The 15,650-nt window shown below is 71.8% G+C and carries 13 protein-coding genes; 6 read left to right on the plus strand and 7 right to left on the minus strand.

Annotation, left to right across the window (positions count from 1 at the left end):
- Window positions 1-2: 2 nt before the first annotated feature.
- Both ELY19_RS08370 and ELY19_RS08375 read right to left on the minus strand, forming a co-directional pair.
- Complete coding sequence (locus ELY19_RS08370) at window positions 3-3,428, minus strand: arabinosyltransferase domain-containing protein (RefSeq protein WP_227966668.1); 3,426 nt, start codon at window positions 3,426-3,428, stop codon at window positions 3-5.
- Between the two features lie 110 nt (window positions 3,429-3,538).
- Entirely contained in the window at window positions 3,539-6,790 is a 3,252-nt protein-coding gene (locus ELY19_RS08375; protein ID WP_126195781.1) for an arabinosyltransferase domain-containing protein, read from the minus strand.
- A gap of 101 nt (window positions 6,791-6,891) precedes the next feature.
- Between ELY19_RS08375 and ELY19_RS08380 the strand changes: the two genes are divergently transcribed.
- Together ELY19_RS08380 and ELY19_RS08385 are read left to right on the plus strand one after the other, a co-directional pair.
- Entirely contained in the window at window positions 6,892-7,317 is a 426-nt protein-coding gene (locus tag ELY19_RS08380; protein ID WP_126195782.1) for an ImmA/IrrE family metallo-endopeptidase, read from the plus strand.
- Entirely contained in the window at window positions 7,314-8,366 is a 1,053-nt protein-coding gene (locus ELY19_RS08385; RefSeq protein ID WP_126195783.1) for a hypothetical protein, read from the plus strand. Before ELY19_RS08380 ends, ELY19_RS08385 begins: the two co-directional genes overlap by 4 nt.
- Before the next feature lie 58 nt (window positions 8,367-8,424).
- On the opposite strand, the gene ELY19_RS08390 is transcribed toward ELY19_RS08385, so the two are convergent.
- Window positions 8,425-8,826: a transcriptional regulator gene (locus tag ELY19_RS08390; protein WP_126195784.1), complete on the minus strand. Its 402-nt coding sequence runs from the start codon at window positions 8,824-8,826 to the stop codon at window positions 8,425-8,427.
- A 117-nt stretch (window positions 8,827-8,943) separates the two neighbouring features.
- Here ELY19_RS08390 and aroQ point away from each other — a divergent pair, with 117 nt between their 5' ends.
- Window positions 8,944-9,384, plus strand: a complete 441-nt coding sequence (gene aroQ / locus ELY19_RS08395) for a type II 3-dehydroquinate dehydratase (RefSeq protein ID WP_126195785.1) — start codon at window positions 8,944-8,946, stop codon at window positions 9,382-9,384.
- Window positions 9,385-9,388: 4 nt separating this feature from the next.
- Here aroQ and ELY19_RS08400 read toward each other — a convergent pair whose 3' ends face one another.
- Window positions 9,389-9,967, minus strand: coding sequence for a TetR/AcrR family transcriptional regulator C-terminal domain-containing protein (locus tag ELY19_RS08400; protein ID WP_164711555.1), 579 nt, complete (start codon window positions 9,965-9,967; stop codon window positions 9,389-9,391).
- A 40-nt stretch (window positions 9,968-10,007) separates the two neighbouring features.
- On the opposite strand from ELY19_RS08400, the gene ELY19_RS08405 reads away from it, so the two are divergent.
- The 3 genes from ELY19_RS08405 to ELY19_RS08415 are packed head-to-tail and all read left to right on the plus strand — an operon-like array spanning window position 10,008 to window position 11,829.
- Window positions 10,008-10,574, plus strand: coding sequence for a biotin transporter BioY (locus ELY19_RS08405; protein ID WP_197715999.1), 567 nt, complete (start codon window positions 10,008-10,010; stop codon window positions 10,572-10,574).
- Window positions 10,571-11,254: an energy-coupling factor ABC transporter ATP-binding protein gene (locus tag ELY19_RS08410; RefSeq protein ID WP_126195788.1), complete on the plus strand. Its 684-nt coding sequence runs from the start codon at window positions 10,571-10,573 to the stop codon at window positions 11,252-11,254. Before ELY19_RS08405 ends, ELY19_RS08410 begins: the two co-directional genes overlap by 4 nt.
- Entirely contained in the window at window positions 11,254-11,829 is a 576-nt protein-coding gene (locus ELY19_RS08415) for an energy-coupling factor transporter transmembrane component T family protein (RefSeq protein ID WP_126195789.1), read from the plus strand. Before ELY19_RS08410 ends, ELY19_RS08415 begins: the two co-directional genes overlap by 1 nt.
- A gap of 26 nt (window positions 11,830-11,855) precedes the next feature.
- On the opposite strand, the gene ELY19_RS08420 is transcribed toward ELY19_RS08415, so the two are convergent.
- The 3 genes from ELY19_RS08420 to ELY19_RS08430 form a co-directional block, all read right to left on the minus strand.
- On the minus strand, window positions 11,856-13,520 hold the full coding sequence (locus ELY19_RS08420) for a TIGR03767 family metallophosphoesterase (RefSeq protein WP_126195790.1): 1,665 nt from the start codon (window positions 13,518-13,520) through the stop codon (window positions 11,856-11,858).
- Window positions 13,521-13,717: 197 nt separating this feature from the next.
- Window positions 13,718-14,740, minus strand: coding sequence for an ABC transporter substrate-binding protein (locus tag ELY19_RS08425; RefSeq protein ID WP_126198753.1), 1,023 nt, complete (start codon window positions 14,738-14,740; stop codon window positions 13,718-13,720).
- Between the two features lie 82 nt (window positions 14,741-14,822).
- Window positions 14,823-15,650 carry an SDR family NAD(P)-dependent oxidoreductase gene (locus tag ELY19_RS08430; protein WP_126195791.1) on the minus strand — a complete coding sequence of 276 codons (828 nt, stop codon included), beginning with the start codon at window positions 15,648-15,650 and terminating at the stop codon, window positions 14,823-14,825.

A 15,650-nucleotide genomic window follows, 5' to 3' on the forward strand; every position in this document is an offset into this window, starting at 1 on the left:
TCCTAGTTCTTCACGGTCTGATTGGTCAGCGCGCGGATCGGGCCCTGGCGCCACCAGCCCGACCGCGTCTGGACGCCGACCGTCAGTTCCGCCGCGGGGGCGTCGTCGGCGAGGGGCGTGTACTGCTGCAGCTCGCCCCAGTCCCGGGTGAGGTCCCCCGTCATGTACGTCGGCAGCGTCGTCGTGCGCAGCAGCGTGTCCGGCACCGTCAGGAGGCCGCCGGCCTCGCGCGCCTGCCACGTCGACGACGTGGAGAGCGCGTCCTTGCGCGTCGGCAGGATGCGCCACTTCGGCACCTCGTAGGTGCCGTTGCGGATGGCCAGCGGGCGCTGGCACGGGAACTGCTGGCCCACGAGCAGGTCGAGCAGTACGGGATCCGTCTCGCCCACCACGTCCTGCAGGGTCCGCAGGCGCGGCACGCGTGGCGGTGTCACACCCACCCACTGCTGATCGCCCAGGTTCGGGTCGCGCACGTGGATGCGGACCACGGTGGCCGCGGGCGGGATCGCCTCCATCGGCACGCGCAGGTTGCGCCACGGCTTGTTCGGACCGGGATCGATCGGGTCGATGACCCCGCGCGCCCCGATCGAGCCGTCGGCGCGGCGCTCGGCCCACTCGAGCGTGACGGGCTGGCCGTACTCCTTCTTGCCGGTCGGGCCCACCGAGGCGATCGCGCCCGAGGCGGCGAACGCCACCAGCGGGCGGTCCGCGGACCGCGGGGGAAGGCTGTACCAGTCGCTGAACAGCTCTGCGGGCACCGTGTTCTGGCCGTAGGAGCCGACCACCGGGGTGCGCGCCGGGTCGAGCCCGAAGGGCAGCGCCGCGGTGCTGCCGTTGATCGTGCGCGGTCCGGTACCGCCGCCGGTGCCCGCCGTGGCGGCCGTGGAGGTGAACGGCGAGGTGATCGGCGAGGCCATGTTGATCTGGCCGGGCGCCGAGCTGATCGCCAGCGGCTTGAGCTCGCCCGCGATGCCGTCGGGCGTGAAACCGTGCGTGCCGGGCCCCGTCAGCGCCTGGGCGGCCCCGCGGCCCTCGGCGGAGGTCAGCATGTCCGCGTTGGGATCGGTCTCCACGAGCACGGAGCGCGCCATCCCGCAGCTCTTGCCGCGCAGCGCATCAAGGTTGCCCTTGGCGACCGTGTACGTCGCCGGGTTGGACGCGTAGGCCTTCGCGAAGATCGCGCCCTCGCCCAGCACCAGCAGGCCCAGCACGACGACGAGCGGCATGGAGGCCAGCTGGAGCCGGCGCCGGCTGCGCAGGGCCTGTTCCCGGTCGGCCCGGGTGTGGGTCGCGAGCTCGGTGTCCTCGAGGGCCGTCTCGTCGACGGTGCCGTCCTCCACCAGGCCGCCCTCGCCGCGGCCGCGGAAGTCCAGCCGGAAGTGCTGCCACGCGGCGAGCGCGCCGGCCAACCCGGCCAGGATCAGGAAGGCCTTGCTGAACGTGACGCCCGCGACCTCCGGCTGCCGGTCGAACCACGGCACGCCCCACAGGTAGGGCCAGGACCACAGGTTGAAGCCGGCGAACGCCGCGGCCAGAGCGAAGAGCATGCCGCACAGGAAGAACGTGAAGTTCCTTATCGAGGTGCGCGCGGCCTCGACCACCGCCACCGTCGTCACGGCGGCCAGTGCGGCGGCGAGCCCGGCGTACACCCCGAAGTGCACCGTCCACTTGGTGGGCGTGAGCGAGAGCAGGGCCGCGGCGATGAACACCGCGCCCACCAGGCGCCACACCGGGCCCGGCGCGATCCGGGCGATGCGCCTGCCGCGGAGCATCACGAACAGGGCCACGAACAGGCACATGATGAACAGGTAGACGGGCACGCGGCGGACCAGCGAGCCGTCCGTGGTCTCGACCGTGAGGAAGAAGAAGCGCAGGTACTCCTGCGTCCACGGCGCGGCGGGGCCCACCTCCAGGCGGATCCGGATGGCCTCGGCCACCGACGCCAGCGACTGGTCGCGGAAGGCGATCGGCACGATCACCGCGCCCGCGGCCAGCACCGGCAGCACCAGCGCGGCCAGGCCGGCCTCCCGGCGGCGCGCGACCAGAACCCGCAGAACCGCCGCCGACGACGCCAGGAGCAGCGCCGCCGCGACGACGCCCTGCGGCGCGAGGCCCAGGGTGAGGCCCGCCGCCATCGCGGCGACCGCGGCGGGCAGCGCGCGATGCGTCGCGACGGAGCGCTCGACGGCGGCCCAGGTCACGATGGTGCCGAGCACGATGATCGGCTCGGAGCGCAGACCCGAGGCCAACGGGAACCAGAACGCCAGGAGCATCGCTCCCGCGGCCCACACCGCCAGCGGATAGCGGCGTACACCCGGCCCCAGCCGGGGCAGCAGCACGCGGCTCAGCAGCAGCCAGGTGACGGCGCCCGCGGCCAGCATCGGCAGCCGCATCCAGATGGCGTTCGCGCTGACCGAGCCCCAGTGCGAGAGGAAGGTGTAGTACCAGTCGAACGGGGCCTCGGGGGCGCCGAAGAAGCGGTAGTAGTTGGCCGTGTACCCGGCCTCGGGCGCGACCTTGCCCATCGACAGGATGTAGCCGTCGTCCGAGCTGCCCGCGCCGAGCACCGTCCACAGCGCGAACCCGCCGAGCACCGCCACGTCCACGGGCCGGGGGCGCAGTAGCTGCCCCAGGCTGCGGCGCGGCGCCCGGCGATGGTGGCCGAAGTTGCGGTCCAGCAGCCACAGCGCGATCAGCGAGGCGAGCACGCAGAGCAGCCCCAGACCGATCGCGGCAGCCTTGAGCGGCGACGGGGAGAGCTCGAAGCGGGTGTCGAGGTCCGCGTGCAGGCGCAGGCCCGGGCCCGCGGCCGCGACGTCGGACGCCTGCAGCGTCGTGAAGACGCCGCCCATGACGGGCCGGTTCTCGGTCGGGATCGAGCCCGCCACGTCGATGCCCTCGAACCGCGCGCCCACCTCGGCCGGGTTGGACCACAGCCGCAGCTGGGAGCAGCCGCGCAGCCGGTCCACCGGCGCCGCGGCGATCACGGTGTTACGGGACGAGACGGTGACCGCCTGGCCCGGTCCCGGCACCCCGACCGTGACGTTCAGGCCCAGTTCCCGGGCCGCGCTCGTGCCCGCGGGCAACGTCGACAGGACCGTGCCGCCGGAGTCCGCGACGCGGGCGATCGCCGCGCACGGCACCGTCGCCGTGAGGTCGGCGGGCGACTGCGTGACCAGGGAGGCCGTGACCTCCGCGCTCTCGGCTCCCGGCCGCAGGTGCGGCCAGTCGAGCGAGGCGGTGGCCTGCTGGACGGGCAGGAGCGGGGTCAGCAGGCAGAGCAGGAGGCCGACGGCGCCGGCGACGATCGCCGCGACGCGGGCCACGCCTGCGCGCTGCGGTGCGGAAGCGGCTCGCCGCCCAGCGGCGGTAGCGGCTCGCCGCTGCGGGTCGGGCTCCGACTCGGAGCGGGAGGTAGGCACGGACACGGATGCTCATGGTATGCGAGAGAGCTGCGAGAACCGATTCGCCGTCCGGGGAAGGCCGGATCGCTTAACGGATTCTCAGTCCGTGCGATGCCGCAGGTCAGGAAACCCCGTCAGGAATCGGTCCGGTCCTTGCGGATCGGCGCCTCGACGTGCGTGCCCCAGACGGTGCGCGTGCCGAGTGTGAGATCCGCCGCACGTGCCGGCGAGTACGGCACGAGCCGCATCACGTCGCCGAAGTCCTGGCCCAGATCGCCCCGGAGGTAGCCGGGGATCTTCTCCTGCTGGAGCAGCATCTGCGTCCAGCCGAGCGGGCCGCCGCCGAGCGTGCCCTCCCACTCCGTGGTGACCGGCGAGAGGTTCTGGTCCGGGGTGATCCGCCACTGCGGCACCTCCGCGACGCCGTTGCTGTGGCTGAACGGGCGCTGACACGGGAACGCGAGGCCGGACGTCCAGTCGAGCAGGACGGGCTCGGTGGAACCGATCAGCTCCTGCGCCGTGACCAGCTTCGACACCCGCGGCGGCGTCACCGCCAGCCAGTGGTCGATCGCCAGGTCGTCGTCGATCGCGACCACCCGGATCGCCGTGGCGTCCGCCGGCAGGTCGGTGCGCGGCAGGCGCAGGTTCCGCCAGGCCGGCTTCGGCCCGATGTCGATGAAGGACTTCTTCCCGGCGACCGCGGGCTCCGCGCCGGCGCGCGGGGCGTCCGTGGAGTACTCGAGGTAGAGCTCGTCGTCGGTGAACTTGCCGGCGGCGGAGAGCGTGATGAGCGAGCGGTCCCCCTCGTTCTTCGGCAGCGGGTACCACTTCGTGACCACCTGCGCCTTGAGCTGCGCCTCCTGGGAGTACGAGCCGAGCACCGGCGTGCGCGCCGGGTCCAGGCCGTACGGCAGGCGCATGTGCGAGCCGTTGATCCCGGCCGTCGACGTGCGGCCCGAGGTCGTGTCCTGCGGCAGCCGGGCCATCGCGTCCAGCGACGTGCTCGAGTCGTCGGTGTTCGAGCTCGTGGTGGCGTTGATGATGGTCGGTACTCCGTCGGGCGAGACGCCGGTGGTGCCCGGCCCGGCGAGACCGTCGCGCGCGTTCCCGTCCAGCGGCAGCAGCAGGCCCGACGTGGGGTCCGGCTCGGTGAGCACGTAATCCGCGAGGTTGCACCCGTCGCCGCGGATCGCGCGGAGGTTCGCCTTGCCGTTGGAGAAGGAGGAGAACTGGGTGATGCCCGTCGTCGCCGCCATCGAGCCGATGCACAGTACGACCACCACCCACGCGGCCCACGTGATCGACGACTGGCGGCCGAAGAAGTCGACCACCCGCTTCGCCCGCGGGGAGACCGGGGCGGGATCGGGTTCGTGGAAGTGCAGCCAGCCCGCCACCAGCAGCGCGACGCCGGCCCCCGCGAAGAAGACCGTGCCCAGCGCGAGCACCGTGGACTCGCCCCACGGCACGCCGTAGTTGCTCGCGTACCACCAGCCGTTGGGGCCGCTGAAGGACAATCCGAGCACCAGGAGCAGCACCGCCGCGCTGAGCGCACGGTTGCGGGCGCTGCGCAGAGCGGCGGGCGCGAGGGCGATCGCCGCGAGCGCGGCGAGTGCCCCGGCGAGGCCCGCGAAGGCGCCGAACTGGTGCGTCCACTTGGTGGGCGTGAACATCAGCAGCAGCAGCCCGCCCAGGGTGACGGCCACCAGCCGGCGGCTCGGTCCGAGGCTCGCGCCCGGGACCCGGCCCTTGCGCAGCAGCACGGCACCCGCGAGCAGCAGGCAGGCGAAGGTGACGATGACCGCGAACCGTCGGGCCACGCCGCCGTCGGCCGTGAACGTGAAGAGCGCCGAGTACCGGTCGATCTCGTTGTACCACTTCTTGGTGTCCACGACGGTGCCCACGTCGGACTGCATGAGCGTCTTGTCGACGAACGCCGACGCGGTGAGCTTGGAGAAGATGATCGGCACCAGCAGGACGCCCGCGGCCAGCACCGGTGCCACGTATGCGGCGAGCGTCAGCCGGAAACCGGCCGCGCTCGTGCGGGCGCGGGTGAGGATCCGCCGGCCCACCGGCCGCACGCCGGCGAGGAGCGCGGCGACCGTCATGATGCCCGTCGGCCCGGCGGCGACCGTCCACCCCGCGAATACCGCGGCGGCGGCGAACGGCAGCACCCGGCCGGTCGCGATGGCGCGTTCCACCGAGCACCAGGTGAGCAGCGCGCCCAGCGCGATCACGGGCTCCGGCCGCAGGCCGTTGTTGAAGGCGAACCAGTACACCAGGAACACCCCGGCCGCCGCCCACAGCGCGAACGGCGAGCGCGCCGCGCGGCCCAGTCGCGGGACCACCTCCCGGCTGATGATGAGCCAGGTCGCGATGCCGCAGATCAGGGCGGGGAGCCGGACCCACGGGCTGGCCGTCGAGAGGTGCGAGAGCCACGCGAACGCCTGGTAGTACCACCCGAACGGCGTCTCGGGCGCGCCGTACCAGCGGTAGTAGTTCGCGGTGTAGCCCGCGGCCTCCGCGGTGCGGGCCATCGTGAGGATGTAGCCGTCGTCGGACGTGTTGGCCCCGATCACGTGCCAGGTGACCAGCAGGGCGATGACGGTGCTGTCGAGCTTGGTCGGGCGCCACCAGCCCGCGGGCAGGATCCGGCGGTGCCGCCGGCCGTCGGCCGCGACGTCGAGCCGGTGCAGTGCGACGAGGCTCGCGAGGATCAGCGCGATCGCGAGGACGATGACCACCCACCGCGCGGCGGCCGGAACCGTCGAGTACCTCGTGTCGATATTCGCACGGAACTGAATCCTCGTGCTGTCGGTGACTGTGCCGTGCAGATCCGTGAACACCCCCACGACCTGCGGGCGGTAATCGAAGCCGTTGTCCTTGCCGCCCGCAAGCGGCCTACCGTCGGGCGCGGTGATCCCCGTGACCTGGGCTTTCACCGTCTTGCTGTCGCCGGAGAAGACGATGGCCCCGCAGCCGGGGGCGGCCAGCGCCGCGACATCCACCGTGAGCAGCGGGGTGTTGCGGACCACGACCTCCAGCAGGCGACGCTGGTCGGGCAGGGTGGTGACGCCGATGGTCATGCCGCGCCGGACGGTGTCGGGCGAGTCGACCGGACCCGTCGCGACGAGGGTGCCGGTGCCCCCGGGAAGTCCGCTGATAGCGGAACAGGGGACTGTGACGTCGATCCTATCCGGCACGTACGACAGCAGCGGCGCCGTGACCGCCTCGAGCGAGCCGCGCTGCGGCCAGTCGAGCGCCGCGGTGGACTGCTGGACCGGCATGAAGGGCGTGAGCAGCGCGAACAGTACCCCGAGCACGCCGGTGAGTGCGGCGGTCCGGGCCGTGGTACGGACGGTGCGGGCAGCGTCGGACGGTTCGGGCACCCCGCGAGTCTAGACGTCGCGACCTGGCGGAATCCGTGCGAACCGGTTCCAAGAGCGGCTTGGTGTACAACGAGCCGACGAACCGACGTATCGTTTCGGGCATGAGGGGATCCGACCGGCCGACACGCGCAGTGCGCGCCGTCGTGCGTGCCGTGACTCCCCAGTCCGGATCGGGCCCCGGAACCGTCGCCGAAGTGGTCGCCGCGTACGCCGATCACCTGGGGCGGCGCATCGACGTGCAGCGCATGACGCTGCCGGTCGGCGTCTTCGGCATGTGGTTGCGCTCCGACGAGCGGGACCTCCTCGTGGTCTCGAGCGGCGTCGCGACCTTCGAGCAGACGCTCGCCCACGAACTCGGCCACCTGGTGCTCGGCCACGAGCAGGGCTGCTCCTCCGACCCCGACAGCGGCAGGGCCGCGCGGTGCGAGGCCGAGGCGGAGTCCTTCGCCACCCTCCTGGTGCGCCGCGTCAAGGCGGGGCACACGATCACGCGCGTCGACTCGGTGGTCGACGAGCTGCTCGGATGATCGCGTCGCTCGTCGCACCGATCCTCTGGCTCGGTGCGCTGGAAAGGCTCAGCCGGTGGCGGGCGAACCGGAACCCGCCCGCCGGTGGTGCGCTCCTCACCGCGTTCGCGCTGGCCCTGATGGTGACGATCGATACGCCCGTCGCGATCGATGCCCTCGTGGGCCTCGGCATGACCGAGCTCGAGGTCGTGACCGTCGAGCGGGTGCTGCTCCTCGTCGCCTGCTTCGGGGCCCTCGTCTTCGCCTTCGCGCTCGACGGCCGGCTGACCCGCGCCCGCCTCACGGCGTGGGCGCTCCCGCTCGCCGGAGTCGGCCTGGTGATCGTGGGAGGAGCGGTACTGGGCCGCGCGGGTGATCCGACGCGGCTGGGATTCGGCGGCGACTTCGGGCTCGCCGTGGAGACGGCGCTGATCTACACGTGTCTCGGGGTGACGGCGCTCGTCGTCGCGGTGTCCACGTGGCGGGTCTCCCGGCGCAGCCGGGTGCACCGTGCGCAGCTGCGGCTCCTGGCCCTCGGTGGCGTGCTCCTCGCGATCGTCGCGGTCGCGAACGTCATCGCCGGCGGCGTCCTTCTGCAGCAGTTGCAGGTGGGCGTGTGGGTGCTGCGGCTGAACCGGTTCATGCTGGACGCCGCGTTCGCCAGCTGGACGCTGGTGCTGATGGCGTCCTGGCTCACGTCGATCCTGATCTCCGCCCGCGAGTGGCTTCATTTCCGGCCCGCGTACGAGCAGGTGAGGGAGCTGTTCCCGGACCTCGAGGCCATCGTCCGGCAGGGCGGCGGCTGGGTCGAGACGGCGGAGGCGCGCGCCGTCGTCGTGCTGGACGGGTGGGCGATGCTCGCCAGCCCCGGGGAGGGGCGGCTGTCCGACCTCCCGCCCGTCGACCGGGCGGCTGCGGTGGCCCGGTGGCTGGATCGGGAGGCCCCCTACGGATCCGTGCGCGCCGCCGATCTGGAGCCCCCCGCGGGCTGGCGGACGTCGCGGTGGACGGCCGCGATCACGAAAAGGGCCCAGCACACCCCGTCGCCCCTGATGGATCGGGTGCGCTGAGCCCCGGGTGGGCCGTTGCCGGCCCGTCGGGCCGATGGCCCGGGAGGGGGAGCACGGCCTAGGCCGAGCCCTCCTTGCCGTCCTCGGCCTCGAGCTCGGCGAGGAGACCGGCGAGCGCTGCCCGACGGTCCGCCGACAGCTTGGTCGAGCGGCGTGCCATCTCGAGCATGCCCGACTCGCGCAGCTCGCGGGTCAGCTCCAGATCGCTCAGGACCTCACGCTCGTAGAGCGGGTCCGAGAAGTACTCGGCGCGGACGCCGAAGGTCTGGGCGATCGACGCCACCATGTCGTACGCGGGACGCGAGCTGCGTCCCGACCGGAGCTGCGACAGATAGGGAACGGACAGCTTGCCGCCGTTCTCCTCGACCATCCTGCAGAACTCCGACGAGGTGTAGGGCCCCCGGTCTGCGGGATGCACGACCTCGAAAAGCCGGTTCAACTTGGCCGCGAACGTAGTCATGAGGCCCTCCCTTCCAGATTGCGAATACTGGGAGATTACATGATCGCCGGGTCCGATGCGTACAGCGTGGGACATGTATCCCATTTTCTCCGTCCCGGAGGCGGCTATTGTGACCGCATGGGACCCCGCATTCTCGTGCTGAACGGGCCGAACCTGAACCTGCTCGGCGTTCGGCAGCCGCAGGTCTACGGCAATAATTCGTACGCCGACGTCGTCGACGAATGCCGTCGGGCCGCGGCCGCGCGAGGCGCGGAGGTGGACGTTCGGCAGACCAATGACGAGGCCGAGTTGCTGGACTGGATCCACGATGTCGCACGCGAACGTAATTTCACCGCGATCGTGATCAATCCGGCAGCGTGGACCCATACTTCAGTCGCGATCGCGGATGCGCTGGTCATTCCGGAGGTGCCCGTCATCGAGGTGCACATCTCCAACGTGCACGCGCGCGAGGCCTTCCGGCACCATTCGTACGTGTCCCCCGTAGCCGCCGGGGTGATCGCCGGATTCGGTATCGCGGGATACCGCTACGCCGTGGATCGCGCCGTCGACCTGTCCTGATCGCTCAGGCGCGCGTCGTGCGGGCGCGCAACCCGTCGACGATGAGGTCGACCCCGCCGGCGAACGCGCGGTCCGTCGCGGTCTGGTCGATCTCGCCCGCCGCGGCGCCGGCCCGGGCCATCGCCTCGCGGGTCTGCTCCTCGAAGGTGAAGCCCACGACGAAGTGCGTCAGCGTGAGCGCGACGGCGTTCGCGTCCGCGGGTCCGGCACCGGCGGCGGCCGCGATCTCGGCGATCTGCGCCTGCAGGTTGCTGGTGCCCAGCTGCGAGGCGAGGGACGCCGAGACCACCTCGGCGCCGTCGCGGTGCTTGCGCAGCACGGCGCGCAGGGCGTGCGCGTACCCGGTCAGCTGCCGGTCCCAGCGCATCCGTGACTTCGACGCCGCCGCGGCGAGCGACGGGTCCGCGAGGATGGTGTCGGCGATCGCGGCGAGCAGCGACTGCTTGTTCGGAATGTGCCAGTACAGGGCGCCCGGAGCGACGCCCAGGTCGGCGGCGACGCGCCGCATCGTCAGGTCCGGCAGGCCCGACCGGTCGAGGACGCCGATCGCGGAGGTCAGCACGTCGGAGCGGTTGATGGCCACGGACTTGACTCTAGCCGAGCGCCCCGTTACTTCTTGAACCGTGTTCAACGCCGCCACGTATCGCGCGACGCCGCGCGATCTCGCCCTCGTCGCCGTCTTCACCGCCCTGACGGCGGTGCTGGCGATGCCCACCATCACGATCAGCGGCATCGCGCCCATCACCCTGCAGACCCTGGGGTTCATGCTGGCCGCGTCGCTGCTCGGCTTTCCGTGGGGCGGGGCGTCGGTCGCGCTGTACGTGCTGCTCATCGTCGTGGGGCTGCCCATCGGCGCGGGCGGGCGCGGCGGCCTGGCGGTGCTCACCGGCCCGACCGGCGGCTTCCTGATCGGGGGCATCGTCGGCGCGCTGGTCACCGGCTGGCTCGTCGACACCTGGGGCCGCACCAATCCGGTCACGGTGGGACTCGCCAACATCATCGGGCTCGTGCTCATCGTCTACGCCATCGGCCTGCCGTGGCTGGGCTGGCGCACCGGCTCGGGCCTGTTCGCCAAGCTCACGCTGGGATTCCAGTTCGTCCCCGGCGACCTGATCAAGGTCGTCATCACGTCGCTCGTCGTGGTGACGGTCGCGCGGGCCTATCCGGCCGTCGCGAAGAAGCGGGCATGATCCGGCTGGACGACGTCCACCACGCCTACGACGACCGCCCCGTCCTGCGCGGCATCACCGCGGAGCTGTCGGAGCGGCGGATCGGCATCATCGGCGCCAACGGCTCCGGCAAGTCGACGCTCGCGCGGACGTTCAACGGCCTCGTCGTACCCGATTCCGGCACCGTCGAGACCCTGGGCCTGGACATGCGGAAGAAGCGGTCCGAGGTGCGTCGCCGGGTCGGCTTCATGTTCGCCGACGCCTCCGCGCAGATCGTCATGCCCACGCCGGCCGAGGACGTCGCGCTGTCGCTGCGCCCGCCCGGCCGGGGCCGGAAGCAGCCCGTCGACGCCGAGCGGGTGGCCGCGGTGCTCGCCGAGTTCGGGCTCGCCGATCACGCCGACGCGCCCGCGCAGCTGTTGAGTTCGGGGCAGAAGCAGATGCTCGCGTTCGCCTCGGTGCTGGTCACGGACCCGGAGATCCTGGTCTGCGACGAGCCGACGACCCTGCTCGACCTGCGCAACGTGCTCAAGGTGCGGGACCGGCTCGCCGCGCTGGAGCAGCAGGTCATCCTGCTCACCCACCACCTGGACATGCTCGACGACTTCGACCGGGTGCTGGTGATGGACGACGGTGCCCTGGTCCACGACGGCCCGCCGGCCGAGTCGATCGCCTTCTACCGCGAGCTGGCGGCCCGCTGATGCTCGGCCGCTACGTCCCGCGCGACTCGCCGCTGCATCGCACGCCGGCCGCGGTGAAGCTGGTGGCGATGCTCGCGCTGGTGACGTTCCTGGCGATCCTGCCGCGCCCGGTGCCGCTCGCCGTTTCCGCGCTGGTCGTGGCCGCGTTCTTCCCGGTGGCTCGGCTGCGCCCCGTGCACCTGTGGCGGGCGCTGCGCCCGGCGCTGGTGTTCGCGGTGGTGCTCACCGCGTTCTACCTGCTCAGTCAGGGGCTTTCCGACGGTGCCCGCGCGGCCGTCGGTCCCGTCGGGCAGCTCGTGGTGGGCGTGCTCGCGGGCAACCTGCTGGTGTTCACCACCCGCGCGAGCGACCTCGCGGCGCTCGCGGGGCGGGTCCTCGGCTGGCGCGTGGAGCTGCTGGTCGCGCTGACGATCCGCTCCATCCCGACGGTGATCGCCGTCGTCCGGCAGACCCGCGAGGCCGCGTGGGCGCGAGGGCAGCGCGCGTCGCTGGTCCGGGTCCTCCCGACGGTGCTGGTCCGCCTGATCCGCGACGCTGACCTGCTCGGTGAGGCTCTCGCCGCCCGCGGGCTGTAGGACGGAGCGGCGTCGTCCGGCGACGCTCAGCGCAGCGGGTGGGGGAGGAGCAGCTCGCAGTTGCGGTCGGCCTCGGCGCCCAGGAGCTCGTCGTCGCGGTGGATGTCGTTGTACGCGAGCTCGCGGTACAGGCTGGCGAGGCCCTTCGCGCTCAGGTCCGACGGGTTCGCCGTGGCCGGGCTCGCGGCCTCGATGAGCGGCGTGAACAGGCTGAGCGTGCCGTCGCGGTTGTCGGCGACCTCGATGATCCGGGCCAGCTGCGGGAAGTCGACGTGGCTGGCGGTGTTGATCTCCCAGAAGCTCTGCTTCGGCGTGGGGCCGGCGTGCGGGATCATCTCGTTCTTGTGGGTGTGGCCGTTCACCCAGGCGATGACGTTCGGGTGGTCGGTGAGCGTCTTCACGAGGACCCCGCCGTCGTACTGCTTCTCGCCCGGTTCCTCGGGGTCGGGGAGTTTGGCGGTCATCGACCGTGAGGTGTGGTGGCTGAACACGATGACCAACTGGTCGGGGCGGGCCTTGAGCTGCGCGACGAGCCAGGCCAGCTGCTTCTCCCCGATGGTGCCCTCGGCGATGCCGAGGTTGTTGGTGGTGTCGAGGGCGATCCCGAGCACGCCCGGCGCGAGTTGGAAGGTGTACCAGGTGGGGCCGTCCGGGCTGGAGAAGCCGTGGCCGACGGGGCCGGGCCCGGTGACCGCGGGGTCGAAGTGCCGGCGCACGAAGTCGCGGGGGCTGAACGGAGCGCGCTTGGCGTCGACGGTCACGGGGATCACCGGCCCGGAGAGCTTGAGCTTGGTGAGCATCGGCCCCACCTGCGCGGGGTCCGTCGTGAGGGCGCGCGCGATGGCGAGGGCCGCGGGGTCGGTGTGCGGGATGTCGAGCTTGACGGGGGAGAGGTAGAGCCAGTCCGCGATGCCGTTGGGCAGGGTGCCGAGCAGGCTGTCGTCGTGGTTGCCGACGACGGCGTACCAGGGCATCCGCAGGCCGGGGCTGGTGTGGGCGCCGATGGCGGCGCGCAGGAAACCGGGGATCTGCTGGAAGCCCTTGTCCTTGTACATGTCCCAGTACGGGGATTCGGGCTGCCAGTAGAGTGCGGCGCCGTGCGCCTGGAGGCCCTCGAAGCGGTCGGGGGCGCCGGTGTTGGGGATGACGGTGCCGCCGGAGAGCACGGTCTGGAACCAGGTGAGCTCGGCGAACTCGCGGTTGTCGGTGTTGTCCCCGGTGGTGATGACGCAGTCGAAGGCGCGACCGGTGAACGGGCCGGCACCGATCGCGTTGATCCGCTCGACGAGCGAGACGGCGCCCTGCGTGGTCAGGGTCTCCTGCGGTCGGAAGGCCGGTGCCTGGAACGGGTGGACGAACTCGAACCGGGCGGGGCTCTGCGCATCGACGATGTGCATGTCGGTGAGCTGCACGAAGGAGGCCAGCGGGGCGCGGGTGGCCTCGCGGGTGCCGCCGGCGGTCGCCAGTTCCTGGCGCACGTACAGGGGCCAGCCGGCACCGTCGACCAGGGGGCGGTAGCCGCCGGCCCGGGGCTGGCCGGGCACGCTCACCCGCTCGAGGGTGGTGCCGGTGATGTTCCCGGCGACCGTGGTGCCGGGCAGGGCGTGGGCGATGCGGCCGGTCGCGGCGGCGGTGGCGGTGGCGAGCGCGGCGACGGCGCCCGCGCGCAGGAATCCCCGGCGTGTGGTCATGGGTAGAGACCCTAGACACAAATCACATGAGACACATGAACAACACGCGTAACACTGGTAACCGCTCGGCGGCGGCTGCGTGCCGGGGCGCGGAGCGGTGCGCGCTGAAATGTGCGTCGGGACGGCGCGGCCGTCTCACGACCTGCGGTGATGCGGACCCTGTGCCGGTGGGGCGCACATTTCAGCGCGTGTGCCGCCTACTTCGCCAGGTACTCGCCCAGCTGCTTGACGATGAGGTTGGCGCCGGTCGGGCCGAGGCCCAGGTACCAGACGTCGTCGTCCACGCGGAAGGCCTTGCCCTTCTGCACGCCGCTGAGCTGGGACCACGCGGGGTTCGCCAGGGCCGCGGTCTCGCCGGTGTTCTCGGGCTTGCCGTAGCTGGAGTAGAAGATGTAGTCGCCGTCGGCCTGCGAGAGGTTCTCGAGCGAGATCTCGGTGGCCAGCTCGTCGATGCCCTGGTTGCCGGCGCGCGGCAGGCCCGCGTCCTGCAGGATCACGCCGATGAGCGACTTGTTGCCGTACAGGCGCAGCTTGCCGGGCATGAACCGGACCAGGGAGATGGTCGGCTTCTGGCCGGTGAACTTCGCGCTGAGCGCCTTCGCGTTGTCCGCGTACGAGTTCAGGGCGTCCTTGGCCTTCGTCTCCTCGCCGACCGCGGCGCCGATGAGCCGGAAGTTCTCCTTCCACGGGAAGCCGGGGCGGATGGAGAAGACGGTCGGCGCGATCGCGGCCAGCTTGTCGTACTGCTTGGAGATGCGCAGCTCGCTGCCCAGGATGAGGTCGGGCTTGAGCTTGGCAATGGCCTCGAGGTTCAGGCTCGTGTTCTTGCCGACGGTCTCGACGCCCTGGACCTTGTCGGCGAGGTAGGTCGGGACGGGGCTGGCGCCGTCGGTCTCGACCATGCCGACCGGCTTGATGCCGAGGGTGAGCACGGAGTCCAGCTCGCCGCTGTCGAGCACGACGACGCGCTCGGGCTTCTTCGGGATCTCGGTGACGCCGCGCGCGTGCTTGACGGTGCGGGGGAAGACGCCGGGCGCCGCGTCGGTGCCCAGCTTCGCCGTCTCGGCGTCGGCGGTGCCGAACCGCTCGCCGCCGGTGGCGACCTCGGTGTTCCCGGGGGTCTTGGCGTCGTCGTTCGAGTTCGAGCACGCGCTGATGCCGACGGTGGCGGCCAGCAGGACGACCGCGGGCGCGAGCCGGCGGGCGAAGGATCGTTTCATCACGCGCCGAAGCGTACCGCCTGTATTAGGTGAGGCAAATCAAAGTTACGTCGGGTAAACGGTGGGATCGCGACGGAACCGCTCAGGTCAGCGACGAGATCGTGCGGTCGGAGGTCGACGGCGACAGCAGGTCCACGACGGGAAGCAGCGCGCGCAGCGCGGCGGGCGAGACCTCGACGGGCTGGTGCGTCACGGCCCGGACGATCCACCGGCCGGCCTCGTCCGGTTCGAGCGCCGAGGCGCCCGCGTATTCGGCGGTGGGGGCGATCATCTCGGTGCGGACCAGCGGGAAGTAGACGTTCGTCGCGCGCACGCCGGGGTGCGGGCGCTCGGCGTTCAGGCTCCGCCCGAAGATCGCCAGCGCGCTCTTCGACGCCGCGTACGCCGAGAACTTCGGAAAGGTGTTGGCGAGCAGGCCCCAGGTGCACACGTTGACGATCTGGCCGCGGCCGCGCTCGATCATCCCCGGCAGCACGCCCAGCGAGAGCTGGACGGCGGCGAAGTAGTTGAGGTTCATCGTGCGCTGATAGTCGTGGAAGCGCTCCGTGGAATCGGCGATGGTCCGCCGGATGGAGTGTCCTGCGTTGTTGACCAGCACGTCCACCTCGCCGAGGTCCGACAGCAGCCCGTCGATCGACGAGGTGTCCGTGAGGTCGCAGATGCGGTACTCGCCGCCGGTCACCGCGCACAGCTCCTCGAGCTCGGGCTCGCGCCGCGCGACCGCGATGACGTGCGCGCCGCGCTCGGCGAGCTGCAGCGCGGCCTCGCGGCCGATGCCCGCCGACGCCCCGGTCACGACGATGCGGAGGCCGCGCAGCGTGCGGCCCCGGCCGGAGAGCGCGGTGTCGATCGGATCGGGCAGCAGGCTGCGGCGCTGCATGATGTCGCGCACGGACCGGGAGAGGGACAT

This window comes from Tsukamurella paurometabola (assembly GCF_900631615.1).
Taxonomy (GTDB): Bacteria; Actinomycetota; Actinomycetes; order Mycobacteriales; family Mycobacteriaceae; genus Tsukamurella; species Tsukamurella paurometabola_A.

Excerpts from the sequence above, each read along its gene's own strand:
- ELY19_RS08380 (WP_126195782.1), top strand. The coding sequence starts at position 6,892 with ATGAGGGGATCCGACCGGCCGACACGCGCAGTGCGCGCCGTCGTGCGT.
- ELY19_RS08385 (WP_126195783.1), top strand. The coding sequence starts at position 7,314 with ATGATCGCGTCGCTCGTCGCACCGATCCTCTGGCTCGGTGCGCTGGAA.
- ELY19_RS08390 (WP_126195784.1), bottom strand. The coding sequence starts at position 8,826 with ATGACTACGTTCGCGGCCAAGTTGAACCGGCTTTTCGAGGTCGTGCAT.
- aroQ (WP_126195785.1), top strand. The coding sequence starts at position 8,944 with ATGGGACCCCGCATTCTCGTGCTGAACGGGCCGAACCTGAACCTGCTC.
- ELY19_RS08410 (WP_126195788.1), top strand. The coding sequence starts at position 10,571 with ATGATCCGGCTGGACGACGTCCACCACGCCTACGACGACCGCCCCGTC.
- ELY19_RS08415 (WP_126195789.1), top strand. The coding sequence starts at position 11,254 with ATGCTCGGCCGCTACGTCCCGCGCGACTCGCCGCTGCATCGCACGCCG.
- ELY19_RS08420 (WP_126195790.1), bottom strand. The coding sequence starts at position 13,520 with ATGACCACACGCCGGGGATTCCTGCGCGCGGGCGCCGTCGCCGCGCTC.
- ELY19_RS08425 (WP_126198753.1), bottom strand. The coding sequence starts at position 14,740 with ATGAAACGATCCTTCGCCCGCCGGCTCGCGCCCGCGGTCGTCCTGCTG.
- ELY19_RS08430 (WP_126195791.1), bottom strand. The coding sequence starts at position 15,650 with ATGTCCCTCTCCCGGTCCGTGCGCGACATCATGCAGCGCCGCAGCCTG.